At 73.7% G+C, this 26,783-nt stretch carries 21 protein-coding genes; 9 read left to right on the top strand and 12 right to left on the bottom strand.

The genetic code is table 11. The annotated features are described in order from the left end of the window. Nucleotides 1–10: 10 nt before the first annotated feature. Entirely contained in the window at nt 11–2,200 is a 2,190-nt protein-coding gene (locus BU52_RS02440) for an OmpL47-type beta-barrel domain-containing protein (protein WP_037926993.1), read from the top strand. A gap of 29 nt (nt 2,201–2,229) precedes the next feature. Here the strand turns inward: BU52_RS02440 and ligD are convergent, their stop codons facing one another. Then, a complete protein-coding gene (gene ligD / locus BU52_RS02435) occupies nt 2,230–3,252 on the bottom strand; it encodes a non-homologous end-joining DNA ligase (protein ID WP_037926990.1) in 1,023 nt (340 codons plus the stop codon). 74 nt (nt 3,253–3,326) lie between these two features. On the opposite strand from ligD, the gene BU52_RS02430 reads away from it, so the two are divergent. After that, a complete protein-coding gene (locus BU52_RS02430) occupies nt 3,327–4,394 on the top strand; it encodes an ATP-dependent DNA ligase (RefSeq protein WP_037926987.1) in 1,068 nt (355 codons plus the stop codon). Nucleotide 4,395: 1 nt separating this feature from the next. Here the strand turns inward: BU52_RS02430 and BU52_RS02425 are convergent, their stop codons facing one another. Continuing rightward, nucleotides 4,396–5,586, bottom strand: a complete 1,191-nt coding sequence (locus tag BU52_RS02425) for a zinc-dependent alcohol dehydrogenase (protein WP_037926984.1) — start codon at nt 5,584–5,586, stop codon at nt 4,396–4,398. A gap of 257 nt (nt 5,587–5,843) precedes the next feature. Here BU52_RS02425 and BU52_RS02420 point away from each other — a divergent pair, with 257 nt between their 5' ends. Further along, on the top strand, nt 5,844–6,779 hold the full coding sequence (locus tag BU52_RS02420; RefSeq protein WP_037926981.1) for a DUF3048 domain-containing protein: 936 nt from the start codon (nt 5,844–5,846) through the stop codon (nt 6,777–6,779). Nucleotides 6,780–6,795: 16 nt separating this feature from the next. Here the strand turns inward: BU52_RS02420 and BU52_RS02415 are convergent, their stop codons facing one another. Continuing rightward, complete coding sequence (locus tag BU52_RS02415) at nt 6,796–9,483, bottom strand: ATP-binding protein (protein ID WP_037926979.1); 2,688 nt, start codon at nt 9,481–9,483, stop codon at nt 6,796–6,798. Between the two features lie 264 nt (nt 9,484–9,747). On the opposite strand from BU52_RS02415, the gene BU52_RS02410 reads away from it, so the two are divergent. Continuing rightward, nucleotides 9,748–10,698: a DUF2510 domain-containing protein gene (locus BU52_RS02410; protein WP_037926978.1), complete on the top strand. Its 951-nt coding sequence runs from the start codon at nt 9,748–9,750 to the stop codon at nt 10,696–10,698. 138 nt (nt 10,699–10,836) lie between these two features. On the opposite strand, the gene BU52_RS02405 is transcribed toward BU52_RS02410, so the two are convergent. After that, complete coding sequence (locus tag BU52_RS02405; RefSeq protein ID WP_037926972.1) at nt 10,837–11,451, bottom strand: TetR/AcrR family transcriptional regulator; 615 nt, start codon at nt 11,449–11,451, stop codon at nt 10,837–10,839. A 642-nt stretch (nt 11,452–12,093) separates the two neighbouring features. Here BU52_RS02405 and BU52_RS02400 point away from each other — a divergent pair. Continuing rightward, the gene (locus tag BU52_RS02400) at nt 12,094–12,690 is read left to right on the top strand and encodes a response regulator transcription factor (RefSeq protein WP_037926969.1); all 597 of its coding nucleotides are present in this window, start codon (nt 12,094–12,096) and stop codon (nt 12,688–12,690) included. Between the two features lie 42 nt (nt 12,691–12,732). On the opposite strand, the gene BU52_RS02395 is transcribed toward BU52_RS02400, so the two are convergent. The 5 genes from BU52_RS02395 to BU52_RS02375 form a co-directional block, all read right to left on the bottom strand. Beyond that, complete coding sequence (locus BU52_RS02395) at nt 12,733–14,607, bottom strand: ATP-binding cassette domain-containing protein (RefSeq protein WP_235216241.1); 1,875 nt, start codon at nt 14,605–14,607, stop codon at nt 12,733–12,735. Then, a complete protein-coding gene (locus BU52_RS02390; protein ID WP_037926966.1) occupies nt 14,604–16,394 on the bottom strand; it encodes an ATP-binding cassette domain-containing protein in 1,791 nt (596 codons plus the stop codon). Before BU52_RS02390 ends, BU52_RS02395 begins: the two co-directional genes overlap by 4 nt. A gap of 127 nt (nt 16,395–16,521) precedes the next feature. Continuing rightward, on the bottom strand, nt 16,522–16,650 hold the full coding sequence (gene ramS, locus BU52_RS02385) for a mycelium formation morphogenetic lantipeptide SapB (protein ID WP_006130296.1): 129 nt from the start codon (nt 16,648–16,650) through the stop codon (nt 16,522–16,524). After that, on the bottom strand, nt 16,647–19,316 hold the full coding sequence (gene lanKC / locus BU52_RS02380; protein WP_037926964.1) for a class III lanthionine synthetase LanKC: 2,670 nt from the start codon (nt 19,314–19,316) through the stop codon (nt 16,647–16,649). Before lanKC ends, ramS begins: the two co-directional genes overlap by 4 nt. A 373-nt stretch (nt 19,317–19,689) precedes the next feature. Beyond that, complete coding sequence (locus BU52_RS02375; RefSeq protein ID WP_037926962.1) at nt 19,690–20,349, bottom strand: MmyB family transcriptional regulator; 660 nt, start codon at nt 20,347–20,349, stop codon at nt 19,690–19,692. A 223-nt stretch (nt 20,350–20,572) separates the two neighbouring features. On the opposite strand from BU52_RS02375, the gene BU52_RS02370 reads away from it, so the two are divergent. The 3 genes from BU52_RS02370 to BU52_RS02360 all read left to right on the top strand — a co-directional run bounded on the left by BU52_RS02370 (nt 20,573) and on the right by BU52_RS02360 (nt 22,188). Further along, nucleotides 20,573–21,229 (top strand): helix-turn-helix domain-containing protein, encoded by a 657-nt coding sequence (locus tag BU52_RS02370; RefSeq protein WP_037926960.1) that lies wholly within the window; start codon nt 20,573–20,575, stop codon nt 21,227–21,229. A 31-nt stretch (nt 21,230–21,260) separates the two neighbouring features. Further along, nucleotides 21,261–21,800 carry a hypothetical protein gene (locus tag BU52_RS02365; protein WP_037926953.1) on the top strand — a complete coding sequence of 180 codons (540 nt, stop codon included), beginning with the start codon at nt 21,261–21,263 and terminating at the stop codon, nt 21,798–21,800. Between the two features lie 151 nt (nt 21,801–21,951). Then, nucleotides 21,952–22,188 (top strand): hypothetical protein, encoded by a 237-nt coding sequence (locus tag BU52_RS02360; protein ID WP_037926950.1) that lies wholly within the window; start codon nt 21,952–21,954, stop codon nt 22,186–22,188. 57 nt (nt 22,189–22,245) lie between these two features. Here the strand turns inward: BU52_RS02360 and BU52_RS02355 are convergent, their stop codons facing one another. Together BU52_RS02355 and BU52_RS02350 are read right to left on the bottom strand one after the other, a co-directional pair. Continuing rightward, nucleotides 22,246–22,923 carry a 4'-phosphopantetheinyl transferase family protein gene (locus BU52_RS02355; protein ID WP_037926948.1) on the bottom strand — a complete coding sequence of 226 codons (678 nt, stop codon included), beginning with the start codon at nt 22,921–22,923 and terminating at the stop codon, nt 22,246–22,248. Beyond that, the gene (locus BU52_RS02350) at nt 22,920–23,777 is read right to left on the bottom strand and encodes a metallophosphoesterase family protein (RefSeq protein WP_107061056.1); all 858 of its coding nucleotides are present in this window, start codon (nt 23,775–23,777) and stop codon (nt 22,920–22,922) included. The genes BU52_RS02355 and BU52_RS02350 overlap by 4 nt, the downstream gene beginning before the upstream one ends. A gap of 237 nt (nt 23,778–24,014) precedes the next feature. Between BU52_RS02350 and BU52_RS02345 the strand changes: the two genes are divergently transcribed. Then, nucleotides 24,015–25,154: an ATP-grasp domain-containing protein gene (locus tag BU52_RS02345; RefSeq protein ID WP_037926942.1), complete on the top strand. Its 1,140-nt coding sequence runs from the start codon at nt 24,015–24,017 to the stop codon at nt 25,152–25,154. A 178-nt stretch (nt 25,155–25,332) separates the two neighbouring features. On the opposite strand, the gene BU52_RS02340 is transcribed toward BU52_RS02345, so the two are convergent. Next, entirely contained in the window at nt 25,333–26,670 is a 1,338-nt protein-coding gene (locus BU52_RS02340) for a 6-phospho-beta-glucosidase (RefSeq protein ID WP_037926939.1), read from the bottom strand. Nucleotides 26,671–26,783: the final 113 nt, after the last annotated feature.

The following is a 26,783-nucleotide window of genomic DNA, read 5'->3' as shown; positions in this document are numbered from 1 at the left end:
GAAACGAGGCATGTGGGCCGGCCTGCTGGCCGCCCTGCTGATGACGCTCGGCCTGCAGACGACGACGTCCGCGGCCGGCGAGCCCGGACCCGGGGCCATTGCTGCGGAGCAGGTGCTCACCTGGACCGCCGGGGACGGCATCACCGCGTACACCGCCGCGCCGGCGACCGCGGTGGCCGGTGCGGCGACGATCGTCTTCGAGAACAGCGCGGCGACCGGCAACACCACGGGAATGCCGCACACGCTGACGTTCGTGACCTCCGACCCGGAGTTCAACGACGACGTCCAGCTGAACATCCTGGCCAGTCCGAACGACGCCCAGGGCGGCCGGCACACCGCCGAGGTGACGCTCACCCCGGGCCGCTACTTCTACCACTGCACCATCCCCGGCCACGGCGAGATGCAGGGCATCCTGACGGTGACCGAGGGCGGCGGCGAGGACACCACCGCGCCCGAGACCACCGCGAAGGTGACCGGCTCGCAGAACGACAGGGGCGAGTACGTCGGTTCGGCCAGCGTCACGGTCGAGGCCACCGACGAGGGCTCGGGCGTGGAGCGGATCGAGTACGCGCTGGGGGCGGACGGCGCCTGGCAGCCGTACACCGCGCCGGTCGTCGTCGACCAGGTCGGCACCCACGCGGTGCGCTACCGCGCCCTGGACAGGGCGGGCAACGTCTCGGCGGAGAAGACGGCCGGGTTCACCGTCGTCGCGCCGCCGACGGACGACACCACCGCGCCGGAGACCTCGGCGACGGTGGACGGCGAGAAGGACGACGACGGCGCCTACATCGACATGGCGACGGTCACCGTCACCGCGTCCGACACCGGCTCCGGGGTCAACACCATCGAGTACGCGATCGGTGCCGACGGCGCCTGGCAGCCGTACACCGGCCCGGTGATGGTGCACCAGGTGGGCACGCACACCGTGCGCTACCGGGCCACCGACAGGGCGGGCAACGCGGCGGCGGCGAAGAGCGTGGAGTTCACGGTCGTCGCCGCTCCCCCGCAGGACACCACCCCGCCGGCGACCGGCGCCACCGTGGAGGGCACCAGGAACTCCGACGGTGCCTACGTCGGCGACGCCACCGTGACCCTCAGCGCCGACGACGGGCACGGGGGTTCCGGTGTCGCGGGCATCGAGTACTCGCTCGACGGCGGACCGTACCTGGCCTACACCGAACCCGTGGTCGTCGACCGGGCGGGCCGGCACACCGTGGCGTACCGGGCGAGCGACGAGGCGGGCAACACCTCCGAGCCGCTCACGGTGAGCTTCACGGTCGTGGCGGACGGCGGGGTGCCCGCGCCCAACTGTCCGGAGTACGACGAACGGCTGACGGTGATCGTCGGCACGGTCGACTCGGGTGTGCCGAACCGGGTCACCAACAACCGGTGCCGGATCGGCGAGCTGATCGAGGACGAGAAGGAGTGGACCTCGCAGGCGCTGTTCCTCAAGCACGTGACGGGCGTCCTGGACGCCCTGCGGAAGGAAGGCGTCATCGACAAGCGGGAGTACCGGGCCATCAGCAAGGCGGCCCGCCAGTCCGGCATCGGCAGGCCCGGCCAGACCGAGGGCTACCGCAAGATCCTCGACGGCACTCAGGAGTCGTTCGCCACGTGGGAGCACGTGGGCGGCGGTTCGTTCGCGCTGAACCCGGACGGGTCGATCACCTCCGGCACCACCCGGGGCGGGCTCGGCATGCTGTGGTTCCCCGAGCGCACGTACGGCGACTTCTCGCTGAGGCTCCAGTGGCGTGACGACGCCCCGGGCACCGGCAACGCCAACTCCGGTGTGTTCGTGCGGTTCCCGCAGATTCACGACCACCCGGAGGAGCCCCGGCCGGAGTGGGCCGCCATCAAGTTCGGGCACGAGATCCAGGTGTTCGACTCGCCCACCGGCGACATGTACAAGACCGGCTCCGTCTACGGGTTCGACCGGGTGGGCCTGGCCGGTGCGGGCGTGACGCAGAAGGGCACCTGGAACGACTATGAGATCCGCGTGGTGGACCAGCACTACTCGGTCTACCGCAACGGTGTGCTGATCAACGAGTTCGACAACACCGGCGGCCAGGACTTCACCCCGCCGCGCTCGGACGACCCGGGCACGGACGGGCGGAGGTACGCCTCCGGATACATCGGACTGCAGGTGCACGGCACGACGGACGTCGTCTCCTACCGGGACGTCCGGATCAAGGACCTGTAGTCCCGCACGGGCCCGTGTGACGCGCCGGGTCAGGAGGCCGAGGATCTCGGCTTCCTGGCCCGGCTCGGCTGTACCCGGCTGGGTTCTCCCGGCATCTTCGGATACTCGGGCGGGTACGGCAGATCGCCCAGGCCGTGGTCGTGCTCGTCACGACGGGCGAGTTCGAGCAGGGGCTCCAGCGAGAAGGCGTGATCGTCCATGTCCGCGTGCACGTCGCCGAACTCGGCGAAACGCGCGGGCATGGTCGTGATGTCGAAGTCCTGCGGACGCGCTGCTCCGACCTCCTCCCAGCGCAGGGGCGCCGACACGGGCGCGTGCGGGCGGGGCCGCACGGAGTAGGCGGAGGCGATGGTGCGGTCGCGGGCGGTCTGGTTGTAGTCGACGAAGATGCGTTCGCCGCGCTCCTCCTTCCACCACTTGATGGTCACCTGCTCCGGCATCCGGCGTTCCAGTTCCCGGCCCACGGCGATGGCGGCACGGCGGACCTGGGTGAAGGTCCAGCGCGGCTGGATCGGGACGAACACGTGGAGGCCGCGTCCACCGGAGGTCTTGGGCCAGCCGCGCAGCCCGTACTCGTCGAGCACGGCGCGCAGTTCACCCGCGGCCCGGACGGCGTCGTCGTAGTCGGTGCCGGGCTGCGGATCGAGGTCGATGCGGAACTCGTCGGGGTGGTCCACATCCGTGCGGCGCACCGGCCAGGGGTGGAAGACGAGCGTGCCGTACTGGGCCGCCCACACCACGGCCGCCTCCTCGGTGGGGGCCATCTCGTCGGCGCTGCGACCGCTGGGGAAGGTGATGTGCGCGGTGGGGATCCAGTCGGGCATGCTCTTGGGCGCGCGCTTCTGGTAGAACCACTCGCCGGTGATGCCGTCGGGGTACCGCTGCAGGGTGGTGGGCCGGTCGCGCAGGGCGCGCAGCAGGCCGGGGGCGACCGCCTGGTAGTAGCGGGCGACGTCCAGCTTGGTGTAGCCGTGCTCCGGGAAGAAGACCTTGTCCGGACTGGACAGCCGTACGGTCCGGCCGGCCACCTCGAGTTCCACCGCGTCACCCATGCGAGCCACGGTAGGCGTAGCGCACATACCTCGCACACCGGGCGGCAGCGGGCGGGGGCGCGCAGAATCGGAGCATGGATCTGCCCGTCATGCCGCCCGTGAAGCCGATGCTCGCCAAGTCCGTGGCGAAGATCCCGCCGGGCATGCAGTACGAGGCGAAGTGGGACGGCTTCCGGGCGATCGTGTTCCGCGACGGGGACGAAGTCGAGCTGGGCAGCCGCACCGGCAAGCCGCTGACCAGGTACTTCCCCGAAGTGGCCGCGGCGCTGCGGGAACGGTTGCCGCAGCGGTGCGTGATGGACGGGGAGATCGTCGTCGCGCGGGAGGGCCACCTCGACTTCGACGCCCTCACCGAACGGATCCACCCCGCGGACTCGCGGGTGCGGACGCTCGCCGAGCGGACCCCGGCGTCCTTCGTCGCCTTCGACGTGCTGGCCCTGGGGGACGAGTCGCTGCTGGACGTCCCGCTGACCGACCGGCGCGAGCTGCTGATCCGGGCGCTGGAGGGGGTCACCCCTCCCGTCCACGTGGCACCGGCGACGACGGACATCGAGGTGGCGCGGGGATGGTTCGAGCAGTACGAGGGAGCGGGCCTGGACGGGGTGATCGCCAAGCCGCTGAACCTGCGCTACCGCCAGGACGAGCGGGTCATGTTCAAGATCAAGCACGAGCGCACGGCCGATGTGGTCGTCGCCGGGTACCGGCTCCACAAGAGCGGCCCGGTCGTGGGCTCGCTGCTGCTGGGTCTGTACGACGACGGCGGCCGGCTCCAGCACGTGGGCGTGTCCGCGGCGTTCCCGATGAAGCGGCGCGCGGAGCTGATCGAGGAGCTCGAGCCGCTGCGGATGGACGACGTGTCGGGCCATCCGTGGGCGGCGTGGGCGGACGAGGCGGCGCACGGGTCCGCGCGGCTGCCCGGCGCGCCGAGCCGCTGGTCGGGGCGGAAGGACCTGTCGTGGGTGCCGCTGCGGCCGGAGCGGGTGGCCGAGGTGGCCTACGACCACATGGAGAACGGGCAGCGCTTCCGGCACACCGCCCGTTTCCGCCGCTGGCGCCCGGACCGCACTCCCCCGAGCTGCACCTACGAGCAGCTGGAGGAGCCGGTCCGCTACGACCTGGCCGAGATCCTCGGCGGGCCCTGAGTCAGGGCTTGAAGACCACCTTGACCGCGCCGTCCTGCTTCTTCTGGAACATGTCGTAGGCGTGCGGTGCCTCGGTGAGCGGCATGTGGTGGGTGGCGAAGTCGTCGACGCCGAGGGGGTCCTCGTCGGTGAGGTAGGGGATGATCTCGTCACTCCAGCGGCGTACGTTGGCCTGTCCCATGCGCATCTGGATCTGCTTGTCGAACAGCGTGAGCATGGGCAGCGGGTCGGCCATGCCGCCGTAGACCCCGCTGATCGAGATGGTGCCGCCGCGGCGCACCAGCTCGATGGCCGTGTGAAGGGCGGCGAGCCGGTCGACGCTGAAGCGTTCCGCCATCGGACCGCTGAGCTTGCGGGGCAGCAGCGCGGACGCGTTCTGCACCATGCGGGCCGCCGCGCTGCCGTGTGCCTCGGTGCCGACGGCGTCGATCACGGCGTCGGGGCCACGGCCGTCGGTCTGGTCGCGGATGGCGGTGACGAGTTCCTTCTCGTCGTCGAAGGAGCGCAGGTCGAAGGTCTCCACGCCGCGTTCCTTCGCCCGGCGCAGCCGCTCGGGGACGAGGTCCACGCCGAACACCCGCCCGGCGCCCTGGACCTGCGCGACCCGGCAGGCCATGTCGCCGATGGGGCCGAGCCCGAGCACGGCGACGCTGCCGCCCTTGGGGACACCGGCGTAGGCGACCGCCTGCCAGGCGGTGGGCAGCACGTCGGAGAGGTAGAGGAACCGGTCGTCGGACGGCCCCTCGGGGACCTTGATCGGGCCGTACTGGGCCTGCGGGACACGCAGGTACTCGGCCTGGGCACCCGGCACCGCGCCGTAGAGCCGGGTGTAGCCGAACAGGGCCGCGCCCATGCCCTCGGCGCTGACCTGCGTGGTCTCGCACTGGGTGGGCAGTCCGGTCAGGCACATCCAGCAGTTGCCGCAGGCGATCTGGAACGGCACCACGACCCGGTCGCCGACCTGGAGGTCGGGCACTGCCGCGCCGACCTCCTCGACGATCCCCATCGGCTCATGGCCGAGGATGTCACCGGGGGTCATGAACGGGGTGAGCACCTCGTACAGGTGCAGGTCGGACCCGCACAGCCCGCTGGAGGTGACGCGGATGACCGCGTCCGTCGGCTCCTCGATCCGTGGGTCGGGCACGGTCTCCACCCGTACGTCCCGCTTTCCCTGCCAGGTCAGTGCCCTCATCGCCGCCCGCTCCCTCCGTTGTGGCCGGTCTGTCGCTCGTGCGGTGGGCGTCCGGGTACCCGGGCGCCGGCCACCGAACCGCGGGACGCTGGACCGTTCGGCGGAAGCCGCCGCGCGGGACCGCCGACGTTCGCCGCTGGCCAGCGACGATCAGACAAGCGCACAATCGAGACAACGGATGATCCGAGGCAGGCGCGGTGACGACGGTGGGCACGGAACGAGGAACGCGCCGGCGGCGCGTCACGGGGGTGGCGGGGATGCTGCTCGCCGCCGTGCTGGTGGCCGGGACGGCCTCGGGTTGTACGACGTCGGACGGTCCGCGCGACGACGGGCGGGGCTCGCCCAGCGAGTCGCCGACCGGGCCCGGCGGTCGGAACGGGCCGCCACTGCTCGCCGTGAAGATCGACAACGCCCCGGCAGCCCGGCCCCACACCGGCCTGGACACCGCCGACGTGGTGTACGCGGAACAGGTCGAGGGCGGGACCAGCAGGCTGATCGCCCTGTACGCCACCGAGCTGCCGGAGACCGTCGGGCCGGTGCGCAGTGCGCGGGAGTCCGACCTGGAGCTGCTGCGCCAGTTCGACCGGCCGCTGCTGGCCTTCTCGGGGGCGCAGAGCAAGCTCATGCCGCTGATCGATCAGGCACCGCTGGAGGCGGTGACGCCCGGGTCGGAGCCCGGCGCGTACACCCGGGGCGCCGGCCGGCCCGCACCCCACAACCTGTATCTGCGCCCGCGGAACCTGACGGACGACCCGCCCGGCGAGGCCGCCCTGACCACGGGTTTCCGCTTCGGCCGGCCCCCCGCCGACGGCGAGCCCGAGAACGAGCTCACGGTGCGCTTCCCGGCGGCCCGCTTCACCTTCACCTGGTCAGGCGACCGGGACCGCTGGCTGGTCTCGATGGACGGCGCCCCGGCGCTCACCACGGACGGCGAACGGCTGGCACCCGCGACGGTCGTCGTGCAGTACGTGACCGTGCGCCCTTCCGGCTTCGGCGATTTCCTCGGCAACAACACCCCCTACACCGAGACCGTGGGCTCCGGCAAGGCCACCGTGCTGCGCGACGGCCGCGCCTACGAAGGGAACTGGGACCGTCCGGCCGCCGAGGACGGCACCTCGTTCACCACCGGCTCCGGCGAGCGCCTGAACTTCGCGCGCGGTCAGGTGTGGGTGGTGTACGCGAAGGCGCCCTGAGCGGACCGGCGCCGCGTTACCCCAGGCCCGCGCCCGTCTCCAGCTCCGCCCCGGCCCGCCGCACCAGGCCGTCCGCTCCGCAGGAGCGGGCGAGCGCCAGGCCGCGTTCGAGGTCGGGAACGGAGCGGGCGAGGATGCCGTACTCGACGCGGGCCGCGGCGTGTTCGTACTGGCAGGGCGAGGACTCCAGGTACGTGACCGCCTGGGCGGCGAGACGCACCGCGCGCTGGCCGGTCTCCAGGGCGGTGGCGACCCGCAGGGCCTCTCCTATGGCGGTGTCCGTGCCGAGGCGCTCGGCGTGTCGGCGGACGTCGACGGCCAGCCGCGCGGCGCGGGCGGGGTCCTCGGTGGCGAGCGCGCGGGCGAGGTCACCGGCCCCGAAGACGTGCACCGGGTTGTGGTGGCCGCGGGCGGCCGCGGCCTTCTCCGCCGTCTCCAGTTCGTTGACGCCGTCCTTGGTGCGGCCCACGGCGAGCAGCAGGCGGCCGCGTACGGAGCGCGGGTCGGGCAGCACCACGGTGGACGGGTAGGGCGGTGTGAAGCCGTGCCGTTCCGCCGTCGCCCAGGCCTCGTCGACGTGACCGCGGGCGAGCAGGGTGTCGACGAGATTGCAGGTGGCCGTCCAGTACAGGGGCAGTCCGCGGCCGACGCGCTCGGCGAGGCGCAGGGACTCGCGCAGTGAGGCCTCCGCCGCCTCCAGCCGGCCCCGTCTGCGGTGCGCGAGACCGACGTAGGCGTGCGCCAGGGCCAGGTGGCCGCCGCTCCAGCCGGCCGTGTCGTAGGCGTGCAGGGCTTCGCTGTACAGGCTCTCGGCGCGGTCGAGGCGGTCGGTGTAGGCGTAGGAGGTCGCCAGCATCAGCAGGAGTTCGACGCCCCACTCGGAGTCGGTCCAGCCGAGGCCCGGCGCGAGGCGGCCGTTGACGAGGGCGCGGTCGCAGACCTCGACGATCTCCTCGGCGTTCTCGCCGCGCATCATGGCGTCGAAGCCGCGCAGGATGAGCAGCGCCCGTTCGGAGTTGTCACGACCGGTACAGGTGGCGGCGAGCCGGGCGAGGCGCTCGGAGCGGCCGGGTGTGACCGTCCCACCGGTGTGGATGCCCTCCCACATGAACTGCACTGCCTGGAGGCGCAGTCGGGCGGGGCCGGGTTCGAGCCGGGCGGCCTCCGCCTCGACGGTGCGGACGGCCTCTTCCATCTGGTCGTTGTGCAGCAGGGCCTGGGACAGCCGGATCACGGCGTCCACCCGGCGGTCGCCGTCGAGGCCGGGCATGCCGAGCGCGGTCCGCAGGTGGCCGATGGTACGGGCGGGAGCGGTGAGGAAGGTGGCGCAGCCCAGTTCGTACAGGACGTGCGCGTGGATCTCGGGGCGGGGTGGCTCCTCGAGGGCGCGTTCCAGACAGCGGCGGGCGGCGTCGGGGGCGCCGACGGCGAGATGTTCGCGGGCGGCCTCGCGGAGTTGCCAGACGAGCTCCTCGTCGTCGTCCGGGTGGACCTCGAGGAGGTGGCGGGCGGCTGACGCGGCGCCGCGTCCGGAGTCGGTGACGATCCGGGCCGCGATGCCGTGCATGGCCCGGCGCAGGGCGTCGGGGATGGAGTTGTAGACGGCCGTGGCTATCAGGGGGTGGACGAACTCGAGGCCGGCGGATCCTGTGCCGCCCGTGCCGGCCGGATCGGGGACGGTGAGGATGCGGGCGCCGCGCAGGCGTTCGGCGCAGCGGTCCGCGTCGTCAGGGGTGAGGGTGGCGAGCCGGGCCACGAGGTCGACGGTGATGTCGTCGCCGAGGATGGCGGCGGCCCAGGCGAACCGGGTGGCGTCTATGCCGAGTTGTTCCAGCCGGGCGACGAGGCCGCCGCCACGGGCGGAACGGTTGAGGTCGCGCAGTTCGCCGGCGTGGGCCTCGACGGGTTCGAGTTCGCTGTCCTGGACCTTGGCGAGGAGCTCGACGGTCTCGTAGGGGTTGCCTGCGGTGACGGCCCACACCTCGCGGCAGAACGCGGCGTCGGCGTTCTCCCCGAGGGTGGCGCGGGTGAGTCCGGCGGCGGCGTCCGGGGTGAGGGCACTGAGGGTGGTGACGGCGCGGTCGGCGGCGGCGGCCACGGCGTCCAGGTACCGGGCTCCGGTCCCGGAGATCTCGCCGGGCCGGCGGGCGACCACGACGAGGACGGACAGGTCGGCCAGGCGCTCGGCGAACGCGGCCAGCCAGTACAGGGTCTCCTGGTCGGCCCAGTGGGCGTCGTCGATCAGCAGGACCAACGGCCAGTCCCGGCGGGCCAGTCGGCGTACCGCGGCGACCAGTCCCTCGCACACGCCCTGCGGATCGGCGTGCCGGTCCCCGGGGTTCGCTATGCCGAGGGCGGGGCCCGCGAGGTCGTACCAGTCGCCGAGGTACACGCGTGCCTCCTCCGGCAGCATCGACACCAGGGCGGGCTGCAGGAGTTGGCGTACGACGTTGAAGGGGACGGAGCGCAGGGTCTCGCCGCCGCGGGCCGACCAGACGGTGCAGCCGCGCTCTTCCGCGATGCGCCGGGGCTCCGCCAGCAGCGCGGTCTTGCCGAGCCCCGCCTCGCCCCGGAACACCAGCAGGCTGCCCGGCGAGGAGCGGTCGGCGCACAGGATGTCGACGGCCTCCTTGATGGCGGCGACTTCCTCGTCGCGCTCCCACAGGGAAGCCGAGGAAGCGGCCGGGGGCCGTACCTCCGTCATCCCGCTACCTCCCCGAGTCGCCCGAATGACGTACCGGTGTCGAGCGTAGCCCTCCTCCCGTCCGAGCGGTGCCCGGTCGGAGCACGTGTTGCCGTGAGGAGTGACACCCGGCGCCCCGGGTCGACGCCGGCCGCCTCCCACCAGGTGTCACCGGTGGTCAACTGCTCTCGTTCCAAGCCGGGTTGCGCGGGGCGTACCGGGCGGGGACGCGCGCCGGCGGGACTCTCTCATACGGCTTTCACCGTCGCCTCATACGGTGGGGGCATGACGCAGGTGACTCCTCCCGGGTGGTACCCCGACCCCGGGCACACGAATGACGGACCGGCCACCGAGCGCTGGTGGGACGGCGCGGCCTGGACGGACCAGGTCCGGCCGGCGGGGCCGGCCACCGCCTGGGGGCCGCCGGCGCCGGGCACCGCGGCCGGGGCGGCGCTTCCGGCCCACCCGGTGCATCCCGTTCCGCCGCCGTCCGGCCGCGGGCACCGTGTGCGCAACGGCATAGCCGTCGCGGTGGCCGTCGCCGTCCTGGCGAGCATCGGTGTCGGCGTGTACGCGCTGACGGACGACGGCGGAGGCGGGGGCTCCACGGCCTCGCGGGGACCGGGCGGGCGGGACGGCCGGCCGGACGACGACTCCGGCGGGGGCGGGGAACCGGGACCCGGCGGTTCCGAGGCGCCGCGGGTCGAGAGCGGATCGGTGACCGACGCGCTGAGCGGGATCAGTCTGCCCGTCCCGGACGGCTGGTACGGGCAGGAACTGCGGTCGGGTGCCGCGGTGACGTCGAAGGACGAGTACGACTGCCCCGGCAACACGTCGAAGAGCTGCACCAAGGGCGGTGCGTACTCGGCGCCCGCCCTGGCGCTCGGCGCCCGGGGCTCGACCGCCGAGGAGGTCGCCAAGGCGGACATCGCCGCCAACGCCGAGCAGAGCTACGGCGGTGACTCCTACGGGAAGATCACCTCCCACGACGTGCTCGCGTCCAGGGCAGTGACCGTGGCCGGGCAGAAGGGCTACCTGGTGCGCTGGAAGGCGGTCACCAGCAAGGGTTCGGACGGGTACGTGCAGTCGCTCGCCTTCCCGTCCCCCGCGCAGCCGAAGCAGATCGTGGTGGTCCGTTTCGGGGTCGACACCGACCAGACGCAGTCCGTTCTCGACGAGATCACCGAGGGCATCGAGCCGGCGTCGGGCGGCGGCGGCAACGGGCAGGACGTCTGACACCCCGCGTACGGCGGCCGGGTGGGACACCCCTCCGCTCAAGAGGTGTCCCACCCGGCCGGGTGGGCGCCGCCCCCGTCCCCACGGTGCGGCGCGTCAGGCCACCGCCCGGTCGGCCCGGGAACGGCGGCCCGGGTCTCAGGGGAGGCCGAGTGCCGGCAGTACGGCGGCCTCCACGAACCGCACCAGATAGTCCGGGTCCGCGTGGCGCCCCTCCAGCATGGGTCGCACCCGCAGCACACCGAAGATCTGCGCCGGGACGAACGCGAGCGCCGGGTTCCCGGCGTCGACCTCCCCGCGCTCGGCCCCGCGCCGCAGAATCTCCTCCAGCGCCGCGAGTTCGGGGTCGACCAGCGCCTCGCGCAGCGCCTCCGCGAGTTCCTGGTCCTGCAGCACCGCGTGGCCGAGTGCCTGCAGCAGCTGGGTGTCCTTCGGTGACCACTCCCCCGCGCACCGCGCCGCCTCGCGCAGGTCCCCGGCCAGGGTGCCGGTGTCGATGCCGGCGAACCGCGCCTGCCGGCGGGACCGCAGGGCGGCGGCGACGAACCGGGGCTTGGTCCGCCACTGCCGGTAGAGCGTCGACTTGCTGCACCGCGTTCTGGCGGCGATGCCCTCCATGCTCACGGCGTCGTAGCCGCACTCCCGGATCCGGTCCAGCACCGCGTCGAAGAACTCCCGCTCACGCTCCGGCGTGATCTTGGAGCGGCGCGAGGTTCCGGCCGACCCCGGTCGGCCCGCGTCCTGCGACGTCATCGGCTCGGCTCCTTGCCCCTGGAGTGCGTTTCGCGTCCATCGATACGCCAGTGTACCGGTACGGAGGCGTATCGATACACCTGCGTATCGGTACGGGTCGGTGGAGCCCGCCCGGACCCCTTGACCGGGCGAGCGGCCCGAGCGGGTCCCCTCGGTGCGGCACGCCTCAGGGCAGGTGACAGGCGCTGAGGGGCGCGAGGCGGCCGCCGCGCGGGAGGGGAACACCCGCGGACGCCGTGGGAATCGCGCCAGATTGCAGCCTGACTGTTTCCAGCCGTACTCCCGGACGGGCAGAAAGCGTCACCCGGCCGTCCGGTTCCACGGGGTGCGGCGGGGCCGGCCGGCCGTGTACGGCCGTGGCCAGCGCCGGGAGCGGCCGTCGCGGGTGCGACGGCCGGCCGCCGCGTTCCGCCTGGGCGGCCGCCGCCCGCCGCAGGGTGGGCGATGCCGCCCTTTTCGGCCGGACGGACGCGGCCGGACCGCCCTTCGGGGAGTGCGGGGGGCGGCGGATTGCGTCCGGTGCGGTTCGCACGTGCGTACGCGCGTGTTCCCCCGGGACGGATCAGGGCACATGGCCCCTGGCTCCAAGGAGTGCGAGGCCGGCTGCCCCGGGGCGCGGGCCGCTGACAAGAGGTGGGGGAGATGGTCCGTACAGTCGTGGTGCACGACGAGGAACTGCTGCGGTCGGCATTGGTGGAACTGCTGAGATCCGATGTCGCACTGGAGGTCTCGTCCATGTCACCCGGCGCCGACCTGCCGGATCCCGATGTGCTGCCCACGGACGTGTGGGTCGTGGACGGCGACTGCCTGCGGTGCCCCGGGCAGACGCACGACGCCCCCTTCCGGGCGCGGCACGGGGACCGGCTCGTCGTTCTGACGAGCGCCAAGCGGCCGGGCGTCCTGCGCAGGGCGTTCGACGGCGGTGCTCTCGGACTGGTCGACAAGAACGCCCCGGGCCGCCGGCTGATCACGGCGGTGCACGCGGTCGCCAAGGGTGAGCGTTTCCTCGACGAGACGCTCACCGTCGCCCTGCTGGAGGGAGCGGAGATGCCGCTGACCACCCGGGAACTGAGCGTGCTGTCCCTCGCCTCCCAGGGGGCGCCGATGGCCGAGATAGCGGCCCGCCTGCACCTGTCCCGGGGGACCGTCCGCAACTACATGGCCACCGCGATCCGGAAGGTGGGCGCCCGCAACCGGGTCGACGCGATACGCATCCTGCAGAGCGCCGGATGGACGTGACCGGCGTGCGGTGACGTCTCCGTGCGGCCCGGCCGGCCACGGTCAGGACCGCCGGGCCGGGCCGCCGTTCCAGTGGCCCGTCAGGTCACGGTAGAGCGGCGAGCGGTCCAGCACCTCCGCGTGGGTGCCGCAGACCGCCTCCGTCCCGTCCAGCACCAGTACCCGGTCGGCACGGACCGCCGACGACAGGCGGTGCGCCACCACCAGCAGCGTTCCCGGGCGCCGTGCGAGAGCCTCCTCCGCCCGCGCCTCGGCCGCCGGGTCGAGGTGGCAGGTGGCCTCGTCGAGCAGCAGCAGCGGCGCGGGCGCCAGGAACGCGCGGGCCAACGCGACGAGTTGCCGTTCGCCGGGGGACAGCTCGGCGGGCCGCACCGGTGCGTCGAGCCCGCCCAGGCGTTTCACCAGGGGCCGCAGGCCGAGGCCCTCGACGGCGGCGTCGAGGTCCGCGCGGCTCACGTCGGGACGCAGATACGCGAGGTTGTCGCACAGGGTGCCGGAGAAGACGTACGCCTCCTGGGGCACCAGTACGCGCAGTGCGGCGAGGTCGGCGGGGGCACGCCCGGTCACCCCCCGGCCGGCCACCCGGACCTCGCCGCCGCTCGGCGCGAGCGTCCCCGCCACCAGGCGGGTGAGCGTGGACTTGCCGATGCCGCTCGGTCCGACGACGGCGAGGTGCTCGCCGGGGGCGACGCACAGGTCGAGCGCGTCGAGTACCGGTTCCGCGCGGGCGCCGTAGGAAAGGGTGACGGCTCGCAGTTCCACCGCCGGGGGCCGGGCGCCGGGGGTGGGGACGCCGACGGTCGTCCGGGGCGGGGCGGTGAGGACGGTCTTCTGCACCGCCTTCGGTTCCGGTTCCGGATCCGGTTTGGGATCCGGTTTCGGATCCGGTTTCGGATCCGGGTCCACCTCCGGATCCGGGCCGATGATGCGGTCGAGGACGACCAGCAGCCGGGAGCCCGCCGCGCCGAGCGCCGTCATCAGCGTGTGGAGGGCGGGCAGGAGCGACTGGACGAGATAGGTGAAGGCGCCCAGCAGCGCGCCGGCGGTCACCCCCCGCCCGCGCAGCCACGGCACGGCCAGCAGCAGTGCCAGGACGGGCAGATGACCCGCGACGCCGAGCGCCGCCGTACGCACCGCCGCCCAGCCGGCCAGGACGCGGGCCGCCGCGGCGGCACCGTCGATCAGTTCCGCCCCGCACCGCGCCGCCTCGGGTCCGGTCCCGCAGGCCGTCAGGTCCCGCAACGCCGCCCGTGTCCTGGCCGCGTGGTCGCCCAGCGCCTCGTCGGCCGCCAGCGCGCGTCGCTGAGCCGCCGCCATGGGCCGCAGCGTCGCCAGGAACAGCACCAGACCGCCCGCCAGCGGTGGCAGCACCACCACGAGGAGGGCGGGATGCAGCGACGCCAGCCCCAGCAGCGCTCCGGCGGCGGTGAAGACGAAGGACCGCAGGGTCAGCACGAGACCGGCGAAGCTGTCCCGGGCGATCTCGACCTGGTTCGTCAGCCGGGAGACGGCCGCCCGGTCCGTCCCGCCGGACCCTCCCGGTGCCGCTCGGGCCAGGGACCGGTCGACCGCCCGCCGCACCAGGCCGTCGCGCAACGGTTCCGTCAGAGAGGCCAGCTCGGTGAACACGCCCCGGATCACCGGCGCTCCGAGCAGCACGGCGACCAGCGCGACCGTGAGCCACAGCAGCCCCCGGCGCGCGTCACCGGCGAGAAACCCCTGGTCGACGGCTCGGGCGACGCCGTAGCCCACGAGGAACGCCTGCCCGGTCTCGGCCAGCGACCAGAGCGCGAGACGTGCCAGTACTCCGGTGCGGCGGGCGAGGAAGCGGCGGGCGTGCGGCGCGATGCGGCGCAGCGCCCCCGACCCGTCACCCGTGCTCCGCGCGTCCGCGGTCACGCGCGGGGCGCGCCTCACGGCCGCGCTCCTTCGGGTTCGGACCGGAGCGTGGCGCTCCCGGGCGGTGCCCCGGCCGCGGTGCCGTCGGCGGCGAAGACCGCCCGGTAGGCGGCCAGGTCCCACAGTTCGTGGTGGGGCGCGACGGCCCGCACCTCCCCGTCCTCCAGCCAGATCACCAGGTCCGACCGGGCAGCCACCGACGGGCGGTGCGCGACGACGAGCCGGGTCCCGGGCCGCACCGAACGGCGCAGTGCCCGGTCCACCTCGTGCTCCGTCGCCGTGTCCAGACTGGACGTCGCGTCGTCCATGATCAGCAGCCGTCCGGCGTGTGCGAACGCCCGGGCGAGCCCGAGACGCTGATGCTCGCCGCCCGAGAGCGGCGCCGCGGGCAGCGGGGTGTCGTAACCGTTCGGCAGCCGGCGGACGAAGCCGTCCGCGCCCGCGGCACGGCAGGCCTCCCGTACCCGCTCCGGCGACACCTGGCGCGGGCCGGTGGCGACCGCCTGGGCGATCGTTCCCTCGCCCAGCGCCGGACGCTCGAACGCGTAGGCGACTTCCGTGCGCAACGCCTCCCGGGTCAGCCGGTCGAGGGCGACCCCGTCCAGCAGCACCTGTCCCTCGTCGGGGTCGGTCAGCCGCCCCGCCACGGCGGCCAGCACGGACTTCCCCGCTCCGCTGCGGCCGACCACCGCGGCAGTGGCGCCGCCCGGCACCCGCACACCGTCCGCGCGCAGCACCTGCCGGCCGTCGCGCACCACCCGTACACCGCGCAGTTCGAGCTCGCCCGGCCCGTCCGGGGGCAGGCGCCGCGTCCCGTGGACCAGTGCGGGCACGCGTGCCAGCGCCAGCGTCCGGTTCCGTGCCTCACGGCCCCGTACCACCGCTCCCAGCAGGGACGCGGCGCCCCCGACGCCGGCCGTCAGCTGCGCGTACCGGAACACCGCGAGCAGCTCGCCCACGCTCAGGGCGCCGGACGCCAGACGCAGGCCGCCGACGGCCGTGGCGGCGAGGGTGAGCAGCGGGACCAGGACGCCGCTGCGGGCCAGGGCCCGGCCGTGCAGCGCCCACATGAGCCGGCCCTGGGCCGCGAGCTGCGTCAACGGCGCGAGGACGCGGGCTCGTTCACGGGCGACGGTTCCTGCCGCGGCGATCGTCGCCGCCCCCTCCAGGGCCTCCAGCAGCCGGGACGCGATGTCCGACTGCGTGTGCTGGTAGGAGGCGACCGAGGCACCGGTGTCGCGGGCGAAGGCCCGCAGGACCAGCGCCAGAGCGGGCAGCCCTGCCAGTACGCAGACCGCCGCCCATATGTCGACGAGGGCGAGCGCGACGAGCGCGCCCACGGGCGTGAACGCCGAGGCCACCAGCGCCGCCCGGGCCGCGGGGGCACCCCCCGCGTCGGCGGCGTTGAGGGTCAGGCGGGTTCCGACGTCCCCCGGCGTGCAGGACCGCGCACGGTCCGGTACGGCGCGCAGCAGACCGTCGTGGGCGCGGGACCGGACGGACGCCGTCCACGCGGCGTTGCAGCGGCCGGTGAACAGGGAGGTGAGACTGTCGAGGAGCAGTTCGCCGACGAGCAGCGCGGCACTCAGCGCCAGCCAGCGTCCCGCGGCACCGCCGCCGTCCGTGCCGTCGTCCAGGAGCAGATCGAGTGTGCGGCCGAGGACGAAGGGCTGGGCCACCGTCGCCGCGGCGGCGGCGACCGAGCACAGCAGGACAAGCACTTCGGGCGTGCGTCCCGGCGTCGGGCCGTCGGCTCCGCTCCGTGCCCCGTCCTCCGGCCGTGCCCGGGTCCCGGTCGTCGGCACCGACCGGCCTCCCTTCCGTCCGTGCCTCGTGGCCTCCCTTGCAGGCGCCGGCGCCCCGGGCACGAGCCCGGGGCGCCGGAGCCGAGCGGTACGACTCACCGCGTCGCCGCGGCGGTCGCTGCCGGCGTCAGTTGCAGGTGGTGACGCTCAGGCTGCTGTCGCCGCAGAGGAGCAGGCTCGCGCGGCTGCCCGTCTCGACGTCCCCCATGGCCTCTTCCTTGGGCGTCTCCATCGACTGCAGGTCGAACAGGTTCATGACGTCTTCCCTTCGTAGAGCAACGGGTTGTCCTCTTTCATCACGACCCCCTGGGGGGCCGAGTCGTGGGGCCGCCCGGCGGTGCGCGGGGGCGGCAGGAACGGCAGCCCGGCGGAGGGGGTGCCGTGGACGGAGGCGACGGCCAGCAGGCATCCCGCCGTGCCCGTGGAAAGGTCCATGGACAGGCGCATCATCTGCTCTCCGGGGAAGGCGAGATGGTCGCGGTAGGACATGGCGTGCCAGGACAGCGCGTCGAGCTGGCGCCGGACGGCCTCCGGACCGGTACCGGGCACCGCGGCCGTGGTGCGGCCGAGGTACAGCACCATCCCGGAGACACCCCGGTACAGGCCGGGCTGGGCGTAGAACATGGCCTGCGCCGCGGCCACGATCTCGCCTCTCGCCTGCTCGAACTCCTCGTCCTCCCGGTGCGCCAGATAGTCGTCGAGCACCATGCCGATGCCCACGCTGCCGGCGCCCAGGTAGGGCATGGTGCGCCATCCCTCGTCCACCTGCAGGGCGCCGCCCGCGCCGCGGACGCAGCGGGACAGGTCCTGGCGCAGCGCGTCCCGTGCGAGGTCGAGCAGCGCGGGGTCCCGGTCGCGTTCGTACAGCCGCACGAAGAGCAGGGCGCGTCCCGCGGCGCCGTACAGCAGTCCCGCGCGGCTCCGGCCGGCGCTCGGGCCGACGGGCCTGTCCCGGGCGGTCAGTTCGGCGCAGCGCAGCGCCGCCGAGCGCAGGGCGGTCTCCCCGGTGGCCGCGGCCAGCGCGTCCAGGGCCAGGCCCAGTCCGGCGGTCCCGCTGTGCAGGTCCTGGGCGAGGTGGTCGAAGGGCTGGTCGAGGAGCAGTTCGGCGAGGTCGAGGGCGCGGTCACGGTGCCCGAGGTACTCCAGCGTCCAGGCGACACCGGCGAGACCGTCGTGGAAACCGAGCGGCATGCCCGACGGAGGCTGTTTCGTCCGCTCCAGCAGCCACTGCTCTCCGTCCTCGTCCCTTCCCGCCCCGCTCGCGGCGAGGGCGTACAGCACTCCCGCCGCGCCGTGGCCGAAGGCCAGGCCACCGCCTGCGGTGGCGAACTGGGCGATGTCGCCGGGGAAGAGGCGGTCGGTCCGGGACGGTGTCGCCGAGGCGCGGACGGCCGCGGCCATGGAGGTGCGGCTGTCGGGCCAGTCGTCCGGCCGGACGGGTGCCACCGGCCCGGCCGTCCGTCGCGCCGCCGGAGCGCCGGCGGTCGCGGTCGCGGTGGTGCCGTCGCCCGTGATCTCGTCGACCGCGGCGTCCAGGAAGGCCCGGTCCACCGGGAACTGGCCGGCCACCACATCGGCCAGGTGGGCCGCCTTGCGGCGGTCCAGCGCCAGCAGGCTGGTGAGCGGGAGGAACAGCGCGAGCCGCAGGCAGGCCAGCGCGTACCGGTCCACCGCGACGCCCCTCCGGTCGGGCGGCGCCACGAATCCCGGGTTGGCGACGGTCTGCCGGCCGGGTCCGCCGACCTCGTGCGCCGCCTCGAAGTCCAGCAGGGCGACGCTGTCGTCCTCGCGGATCATGATGTTGAACAGGTGCAGGTCGTTGAAGACGACGCCCCGTGCGTGCACGTCCTCGACGGCACGTTCCACCCGGGCGTGGACGTCGAGGGCCCAGGCCGTGTACTCGGCCAGCCGCTGCTCACCGGGGTCGGCCTCGATGAGCGGGTGGCGGCGGGCGAAGAACGTGTTGAGCGGCTTGCCCTCGATGTACTCCAGCACCAGGAAGTGGTGCTCCCCGACCGTCAGGTGGTCGAGCACCTCGGGTGTGCAGCCGAGGCCGGAGAGACGCTCCAGCGCCCGGCGTTCACGGTGCAGCCGGGTCACGGCGTCCGCGCCGTCGGCCGCCAGTCCGGCGTGCGGACGGGCCTCCTTGAGGACGACCCGCTGCCCGGTGCGGGAGTCACGGGCGAGGTAGACGCCGCCGCCGTTGGAGAAGTGCAGTGCCGACTCGATGGCGTAGGGCAGGCCGGTCACGGTCAGCGCGTTGCGGGCCTCCAGGTGCGGGCGCAGGAAGGCGGGCGGACCGACCCAGTCCGGTACGCGGAAGACGGGGCCGCGCAGATCGGGCACCAGCGTCCCGTCGGGTCCGGTCACGGCCGGCCGCAGCTCCCCCTGCTCGTCGTAGCAGTTGCGCCGGGTGAAGCCGCCGTACCGCACGTGCACGGGGCCGTCACCGAGCCGCAGGTCGCTCAGGATGTGCGGCCCGGGTTCGCCGGCCAGCAGCTCCGCCAGCTCCCCCGCGAGCCGTTCGAACCCCGCTTCGTCCGCCGGGTACACGGTGATGAACTTGCCGCTGCCGGCCCGGTCCGCGTACTTGGCGTTGCGCTGGTGCAGCAGGTAGCGGCTGGGGACGAACTTGAAGGCCGTGCGCCCGGCGACGCAGTGCCGCCACACCCGCTCGAGCACGGACTCGGCGTTGTCGAGACAGGCGGAGACATGGATCTTCCAGCCCTGGTCGGGCAGTTCGGCGTCGACGGGGCGAAGGGCGAGCCAGTCCCCGCTCTCATTGCGCTGCCAGCCCGGCGGCACGGGCCACGAGGCCGCGGCGTACCGGGAGCGCCCGGAGCCGGCCGGGGAGACGGTGCGGTGCGGGGCGTCGTAGAAGTACGGGTCCGCGTCGCAGTACACGGCATAGCCCTTGTTCACGCCGTCTCCCTCCCGTCGATCGCTGACGGGCATGACGTTGTCACGGGGCGTACCGTCCCGCACAGTCACCGCTGTCATCACTCCGACGTGCGGAACGCACGGGTAACTTCGCGGCGGGGTCTTCGCGGAGGAATCCTCGCGGCGGGACGAAGGTGGTCCGACGGGAGGACTCGTTCACGGACCAGGTGTCCAGGGGCGGTTCACCGCGCGCGTGGAGCCGCGTCCTGCACCCCGGTCCCGGTGCAGGCACAGGCGGCGCCCGCCGTCCCGGCGTCCACTGCCACGACCTCGCGGGCAGGCGGCTCGCTCACGCCGGCACTGCCACACGGCACCTGTGCGGGGAACAGGGCGGTCACGGTCGGCACGGGGCCGCTCAGTCGACGGCGGACACGACCCGCAGATGGGAGGCGGCACGGCGGGTCCTGCGGCCCGGGGCCGCGGCGCGGCGGGTCTCACGCAGCACCAGGGTCAGCCGGACGCAGCCCATCTCCTGGAGGGTCCCGGTCGTCTCGACGACGATGCGGCAGTCCGTGACGCCCCAGCGTGGATCGGGGTGCAGCAACGGCCTGACGGCGCCGTCGTGTTCGGCGGCCCGCTCACCGACGGCCCGGAGCCAGTGCGGCAGCCCGTGCCGGTAGGCGGCCTCCATGATCGGGTCCTGGGCGATGTCCCGGCGGATGGCCTGCAGCCCGTGGTCGTGGCCGTGGCGCTCGACGGCCTTGGCGAAGTGGGCCAGCATCGGCAGGCACCAGCTCGACTCGTGGTCGCCGAGGACCGTGGCGGCGTCCGGATGGAAGAGGACGAACCGCAGGAAGTTGTCGCCGGGCAGGGCGGTGGGATGCGGCTCGACGTCCTGGAAAAGTGTCCGGAAAGCACTGTTGGTGAGCAGCACGTCCCAGCGGTGGTCCACCACAAGGGACGGGAACGGGGCCGCCTCCAGGAGAGCGGCGTAGTCCTGGAGATAGGCCTGGGCCTCGGGAGTCCCGGGGACGGGCCGCGGTGCCGGCCGCTGCCCTCCTGCCTGAAATGCCATCGGGAGGTCACCCCTCTTGCCTGTGCGGCCCTGACGCGGCGCCCCGATCCTGGTGCCCGGACATGTGGCATGTCAACTATCGTGGCATTCCACGACGGTTGACGGCTGAAATTGGCCACAGTTGTGGCGAGACCTGGATGAGAGTGAGAACCACCGGCTAGTCTCCGTGAAGTTCACGGCAATCGCTTGTGAGAAGCCTGTGAGAGACGTAGGAGATCTTTCGGTGACGGGTGGCTTCGAGGGTCCGGGCACCGCGCCGACGACCGCGCTGCCGGCCGTCGTCGGCCGCGTCACCGCACTCGCCGACCGGCTCGGCGTGGCGCACACCGAGGTCTTCGACGTCGGCAGGCTGTCCGTCGCCTCCGGCGTCCCGGAACCCGTGGTCAAGGCGCTGCTGAGCGGCCGGTCCGCGGGCGAGCCCGATGTGCAGGCCCGGTTCGTGCAGCGGCTGGACCTGTTGCGCCGCACCCGGCTCAAGCCGAACGGCCGCAAGTACACGCAGCAGGAGATCGCCGACGGCGCCGGCATGTCGCGGCAGCAGGCCGGCGCCCTGATCAACGGCGACCGGCGGCCCACCATGGAGCACTGCGACGCCATCCAGCGGTTCTTCCGGGTGCACGCCGGCTTCCTGACCGCCGAGGACCCCGAGGCGCTCACGAGCGCCCTCCAGCACACCGAGCAGGAGCTGCTGCAGAAGCTCGCGGACCGGGAGCGGGAGGCGGCGGCGGGCACGGCCGACCCCCTGGAGCGGCTGCTGCAGGACCACGGTGTGCGCGGGATCGCCTGGCGGGCCGCGCAGCTGCCCACCGACCAGCACCGCGACAAGGTCGCGGAGTGGCTGGACATGCTCCTGGAGAGTGTCCAGCGGCCCAAGGCGTGACCCGGGGAGAACTGTGGGCATCGGTAGGGAAATGCGCCGCCTGTGCGGCGAGTTGGTCGCGGAGCTGACGCTTCCCGTCCCGGCACGGCCCGCCGATCTGTACGCCGCCCTGTGCGAGGCGATGAGCAGGCGCCGCGGCCGGCCGGTGCTGTTCCGTACGGCCGCCTTCCCGCCGGGGACGGCGAGCGGGCTGTGGCTCGACATGAGGGACCAGGACCTCGTGGTGATCGAGGAACGCACGGCTCCCGACCACCAGTTGGTGATCCTGGGCCACGAGCTGTGGCACATGAAGGCGGGTCACTGCGGTCACCATGTCGCGGGCGCGGAGGTCGCGACCCGGTTACTGGGCACGGCGCCCGACGAGGACGCCCTGCGGGCGACGGTCCTGAGGGTCGCCGCGCGCACCCGCTTCGACCTCGCCGAGGAGAAGGAGGCCGAGGCGTTCGGTCTGCTGCTGGCCAGCAAGTGCCGCACCCGGCTGGCCGGTTCCGCCCTGCGGGGGCCGGTGCGGCGGGACCACCTGGCCGGCCGCATCGGGGCGTCGCTCGGGTATCTGGGTCCGCAGAGCTGAGCGGGCGCGCCCCGGCGTGCGAGCCCCGCCGGGCGGGCGAACCGGCCCTCGCCGCGGCCCGATTGTCAGTGGTGGACGGCAAGCTGGAGGTGCGCCCCCTCCGTGTGCGGGGGCGCGGGACCGACGACCACGACACGGGGAGAGCCGAGCGATGCCCATCGCCGTACCGACCGACCGCGAGCGCACCGCCGTCCAGGCCTATCTGCGCCTGCTGCACACCGTCCGGGCCGCCCTGGACACCCGGCCCGGCCCGCCGGGCACACCCGGGCCCCCGCTCGTCCCGCCCTCCGTGCTCGCGGAGGCGGAAGCCGCCCTGGCCCGGGCGGGTCTGACCGGCAACGAGGAGGCGTTCTTCCGCATGCTGCGCGACTGGCACCCCGAGCGGTAGGCCGGATGCCGCACCCGGCGCCCCGTGGTGGCGGGCCGCGCCGCCACGGGGGCCCTGTCAGGTGTGCGGGACCGCGATCGCCGTGGCGATCAGCCCGCCCTCGGCGGTCCAGCGGCCGGTGAAGTGGTCCACGCGGCGGCCGCCCACCAGGGGGCCGGGCACGAGCAGGGTGGCGCGGAAGCCGCCCCGGGCGTCTTCCCCGGCGTCGGCGAAGAGGTCGATGTCCGCCTCCTGGAAGTCCAGCCACTTCCCGGTGAGCGGGAACCATGCCTTGTAGACGGACTCCTTGGCGCTGAAGAGCAGCCGGTCCCAGTGCACGTCGGGCACGTCCCCGCTCAGCCGGGCTATGCGGTCCGCCTCCGCGGGCAGCGCCACGGCGGGCAGGACGCCCTCGGGCAGCGGCCCGTGGAGCTCGGCGTCGATGCCGACGGACGCCAGGTCGTCGGCGCGGACCAGGGCGGCGGCGCAGTAGCCCCGGCAGTGGGTCATGCTGCCGGCCAGCCCTTCCGGCCAGAGTGGAGCTCCGCGCTCTCCGGGCAGCACGGGCTGCGGTGGCACGCCGAGCTTCTCCATCGCGCGGCGGGCGCAGGCGCGTACGGCGGTGAACTCGCGGCGGCGTTTGAGCACCGCCCGCTCGACCAGCGCCTCCTCCGCCGGGTACAGCGGGGCGTCCGCGCCCTCGTCGCCGTAGGCCTCGACGGCGACCACCGTCTGCGGCAGCAGGTCCTCGATCATCGTCCCTCCCCCTCCCGGGGCACGATCCGGCGCAGCCGCCCCGGCGGCCGGTCCCGCTTGCGCCACTCGCGCGGGTAGCCCACCGACACCTCCTCGAAGCGGACACCGTCCTGCCAGGTGGTCCGGGGGATGTGCAGATGGCCGTAGACCACCGTGTGGACGGGGAATCTGCGGTGCCAGTCGCCGGTCAGCACGGTGCCGCACCACATGGCGAACTCCGGGTACCAGAGCACCTCCGTCGGATGGCGGTGCAGCGGGTAGTGGTTGACGAGGACCACGGGCAGGCCGTCCGGCAGCTCGGCGAGCCGGCGCTCCGTCCCGGCGACCCGGGCCCGGCACCAGTCCTCCCGGCTCGGGTAGGGGTCGGGGTGCAGCAGGTGCTCGTCCGTGCAGACGACGCCGGTGCCCTGCGCGTACTCCAGCCCCTCGTCCTTGGTGGCGCAGCCGGGCGGCAGGAACGTGTAGTCGTACAACAGGAAGAGCGGTGCGACGGCCACCGGACCCCCGGGGCCCTCCCAGACGGGGTAGGGGTCCTCGGGGGTGACCACTCCGAGGTCGCGGCACTGTTCGACCAGATGGTCGTAGCGGGCGACGCCGCGCAGGGTGACCGGGTCGCTCGGGTGGGTCCACAGCTCGTGGTTGCCGGGCGCCCAGACGACCTTGGCGAACCGCCCCGCGAGGGTCTTGAGGGCCCAGCGGATGTCCTCCACGGTCTCCGCGACGTCCCCGGCCACCAGCAGCCAGTCCTCGTCCGACCCGGGCTGCATCGCTTCGACCAGGGCACGGTTCTCGGCGTAGCCGATGTGCAGATCGCTGATGGCCCACAGCCGTCCGCCGCCGCCTGTCCCCGACATCACCCGTGGTCCCTTCAGCCGTCACCGAACACCACCACGAGATCACATCCGTGCCACCGGAACAAGCACGACCCGTCTCCCGCGGGTGGTGTCAGCGGCCGCCGCCGAAGCCGTATGATCGCCCCGACACCACCGCCGTGAAACGCCCTTCGCGCAGGGCGGTTTGGTGACCCTCCCCACCTCTGCCCGGGCAACGGGCCGCTGAGCCCTGCCCGCGAACCGTGAAAGGCGGCCTGCATGGTCTCTCGCGTACGCGTCTGGCTCAACCGCACGTACGCGGAGAACGTGTTCTTCATGGATCAGCTGAGGAGAAATCCCAGCGACCGGGCCGTCGAGATCCACGCCACCCACGGCGACCCCGACTCCCCCGTGCTGGCCGCCGCGGACACCGCCGAGCTGGAGCCCGAGGGCCTGTCCCCGGCCGCGTACGTCGAGTACGCGCTCATTCAGTGCGAGCGCCGCGGCATCGACGTGTTCGTGCCCCGGCTGCACCAGTCGGCGATCGTCGCGCACCGCGCCGAGTTCGAGGCGGTCGGTACGGCGCTGCTGGCGCCCCCGCCGGAGGCGGTGGCCGTGTTCCAGGACAAGGTGATCGCCTACGAGGCGGTCCAGGCGATCGGGGTGCCCGTGCCGCCGTGGTGGCGGGTGCGGGGCGCGGACGAACTCGTCGCGGCGGTGGAGGAGCTGGAGGGGCGCGGGCACCTGGCCTGCTTCAAGCCCGCTTCCGGGGCGGGCGGGGTCGGGTTCCGGATGATCACGCGTGCTCCCTTCTCGCTCGCGCAGCTGAGCGGCTTCCCGAGCCCGTACGTGCCGCTCGGCCTGGTGCTGGACGCCGTGCGGCAGGCCGAGGAGCCGGTGGACTGGCTGGTGATGCCGCGGCTGGAGCAGCCCGAGGTGTCGGTGGACTGCCTGACCGGGCCCGACAATCGCGTCCGGATGGCGGTGGGACGCACCAAGAACGGCCGGCGCAGGGGCTTCACCCTGGACGACCAGTGGCTGGAGCCGGCGCGGCGGATCGCGGAGGGCTTCGGGCTGCACCACCTGTCGAACATCCAGTTCCGGATGCTCGGCGGTCGGCCCGTGCTCATGGACGTCAACACCCGTCCGGCGGGCGGGCTGCACCAGTTGTCGCTGTGCGGCGTGAACGCCCCGTGGGCCGCCGTGCGGCTGGCGCTCGGTGACGACCCGGGCGAGCTGGTACCGCCGTTCCTCGGCCAGGACTACTCGGTGGTGGCCGGTCCGCGTCCGCTGCTGCCGGTGCCGTTGCCGTTGCCGCAGCGGCACGCGGAGGTGCAGGCGGCCGTGTCCGCGCCGGCTGCCGTACCCGCTCCGGCGGCGTCCGTGGAGCCGAGGACGGCGACCGGGGCACGCTCGTGAGAAATTCCCCCGGGAATTTTTCGCCGGGGGTGTATCAGGGGCCGGTCCCGGTGCTCTAGATGGTGCAGGCGACTGGGGAAGCCGCCGAGGGGGGAGCACGGGGGAGCCGGGGGGCTCGGGTCGGTCGGCCGCTGTCACGGGGGGCGACCGGCCGGCCCGAAGACGTTGCCGGTGGCGGCTACGCCAGGTAGGCGAGGCCGGGGTGGACGGCGGTGTAGCCGTCGACGAGTCGGCGGGCCACGTTCACCGAGTCCACGAGCGGGTGCAGCGCGAACGCCTTCACCGCCGTCGCGCGGGAGCCCGACCGGGCGGCGGCGAGCACCTCGCGCTCGACGGCCTTGACGGCGCAGACCAGTCCGGTGGCGTGGCCGGGCAGCGGGTCCACGGAGACGGGGTGGGCGCCACTGGCGTCCACGAGACAGGGCACCTCGATCACGGCGTCCGCGTCGAGCGGCGAGAGGGTGCCGCGGTTGCGGACGTTGAGGATCAGGGTGGTGCGTTCGTCGCGGGCGACGGCCCGCATCAGGGCGAGGGCCACCTTCTCGTAGCCGCCGGACAGGTCGTCGGCCTCGCGTTCACCCGCGCCCGCCGCCTCCCGGTTCTCGGACATGTAGGTGGCCTCGCGTTCGGCGCGGGTGCGGTCCCACAGGTCCAGGGCGGAGACGCCGGGGTCGTCCGTCCCGGCGTAGAAGTGGGCCTGCTGGTCACGCAGGAACGCGCCGCGGGTCCGCTCGGCCCGCCGGTAGGCGTCCACGGCCTCACGGTTGAAGTAGTAGTAGTGCAGGTACTCGTTGGGGATCGCGCCCAGGGACCGCAGCCAGTCGAGGCCGAAGAGCCTGCCCTCCTCGAAGGAACCGAGCAGGGCGGGGTCGGCCAGCAGGCCGGGGAGCCGGTCCCGGCCGCCGACCCGCAGGCCGCGCACCCAGCCGAGGTGGTTGAGGCCGACGTAGTCGATCCACGCCTCCCGCGGTCGCGCGCCGACCGCCCGGGCGATGCGGCGGCCGAGTCCGACCGGTGAGTCGCAGATGCCGATGACGCGGTCGCCGAGGTGGCGGGACATGGCCTCGGTGACCAGGCCGGCCGGATTGGTGAAGTTGATGACCCAGGCGTCGGGGGCGAGGCGCGCCACCCGGCGGGCGATGTCGACGGCGACGGGCACGGTGCGCAGACCGTAGGCGATGCCGCCCGCGCCGACCGTCTCCTGGCCGAGCACGCCCTCGGCGAGGGCGACGCGTTCGTCGTGCGCCCTGCCCTCCAGGCCGCCGACGCGGATGGCCGAGAAGACGAAGTCGGCGCCGCGCAGCGCCTCGTCGAGGTCGGTGGTCGTGGTCACTTCGGGGGCGTCGGGCACACCGGCGGCCTGCTCGGCCAGGACCCGGGCGATCGCCCGCAGCCGGCTGGCGTCCACGTCGTGCAGGACGACCCGGGTGACCCGCCCCTCGGCATGGTCCCCGAGCAGCGCCCCGTACACCAGCGGCACGCGGAACCCTCCGCCGCCCAGAATCGTCAGCCTCACGTCCGCACCCTTCCCACCACGACGAACGAGGACGACCCTACTCGCGAGGCGGCCCCACGGCGGGCCGCCCGACCGGGCCACGCTCGCCTCCGCGGGCGGCCGGCGGATCACCG

This window comes from Streptomyces toyocaensis (assembly GCF_000725125.1).
Taxonomy (GTDB): Bacteria; Actinomycetota; Actinomycetes; order Streptomycetales; family Streptomycetaceae; genus Streptomyces; species Streptomyces toyocaensis.
The sequence above is the reverse complement of the archived record's forward strand: the minus strand, read 5'-3'. Positions and strand labels throughout refer to the sequence as shown.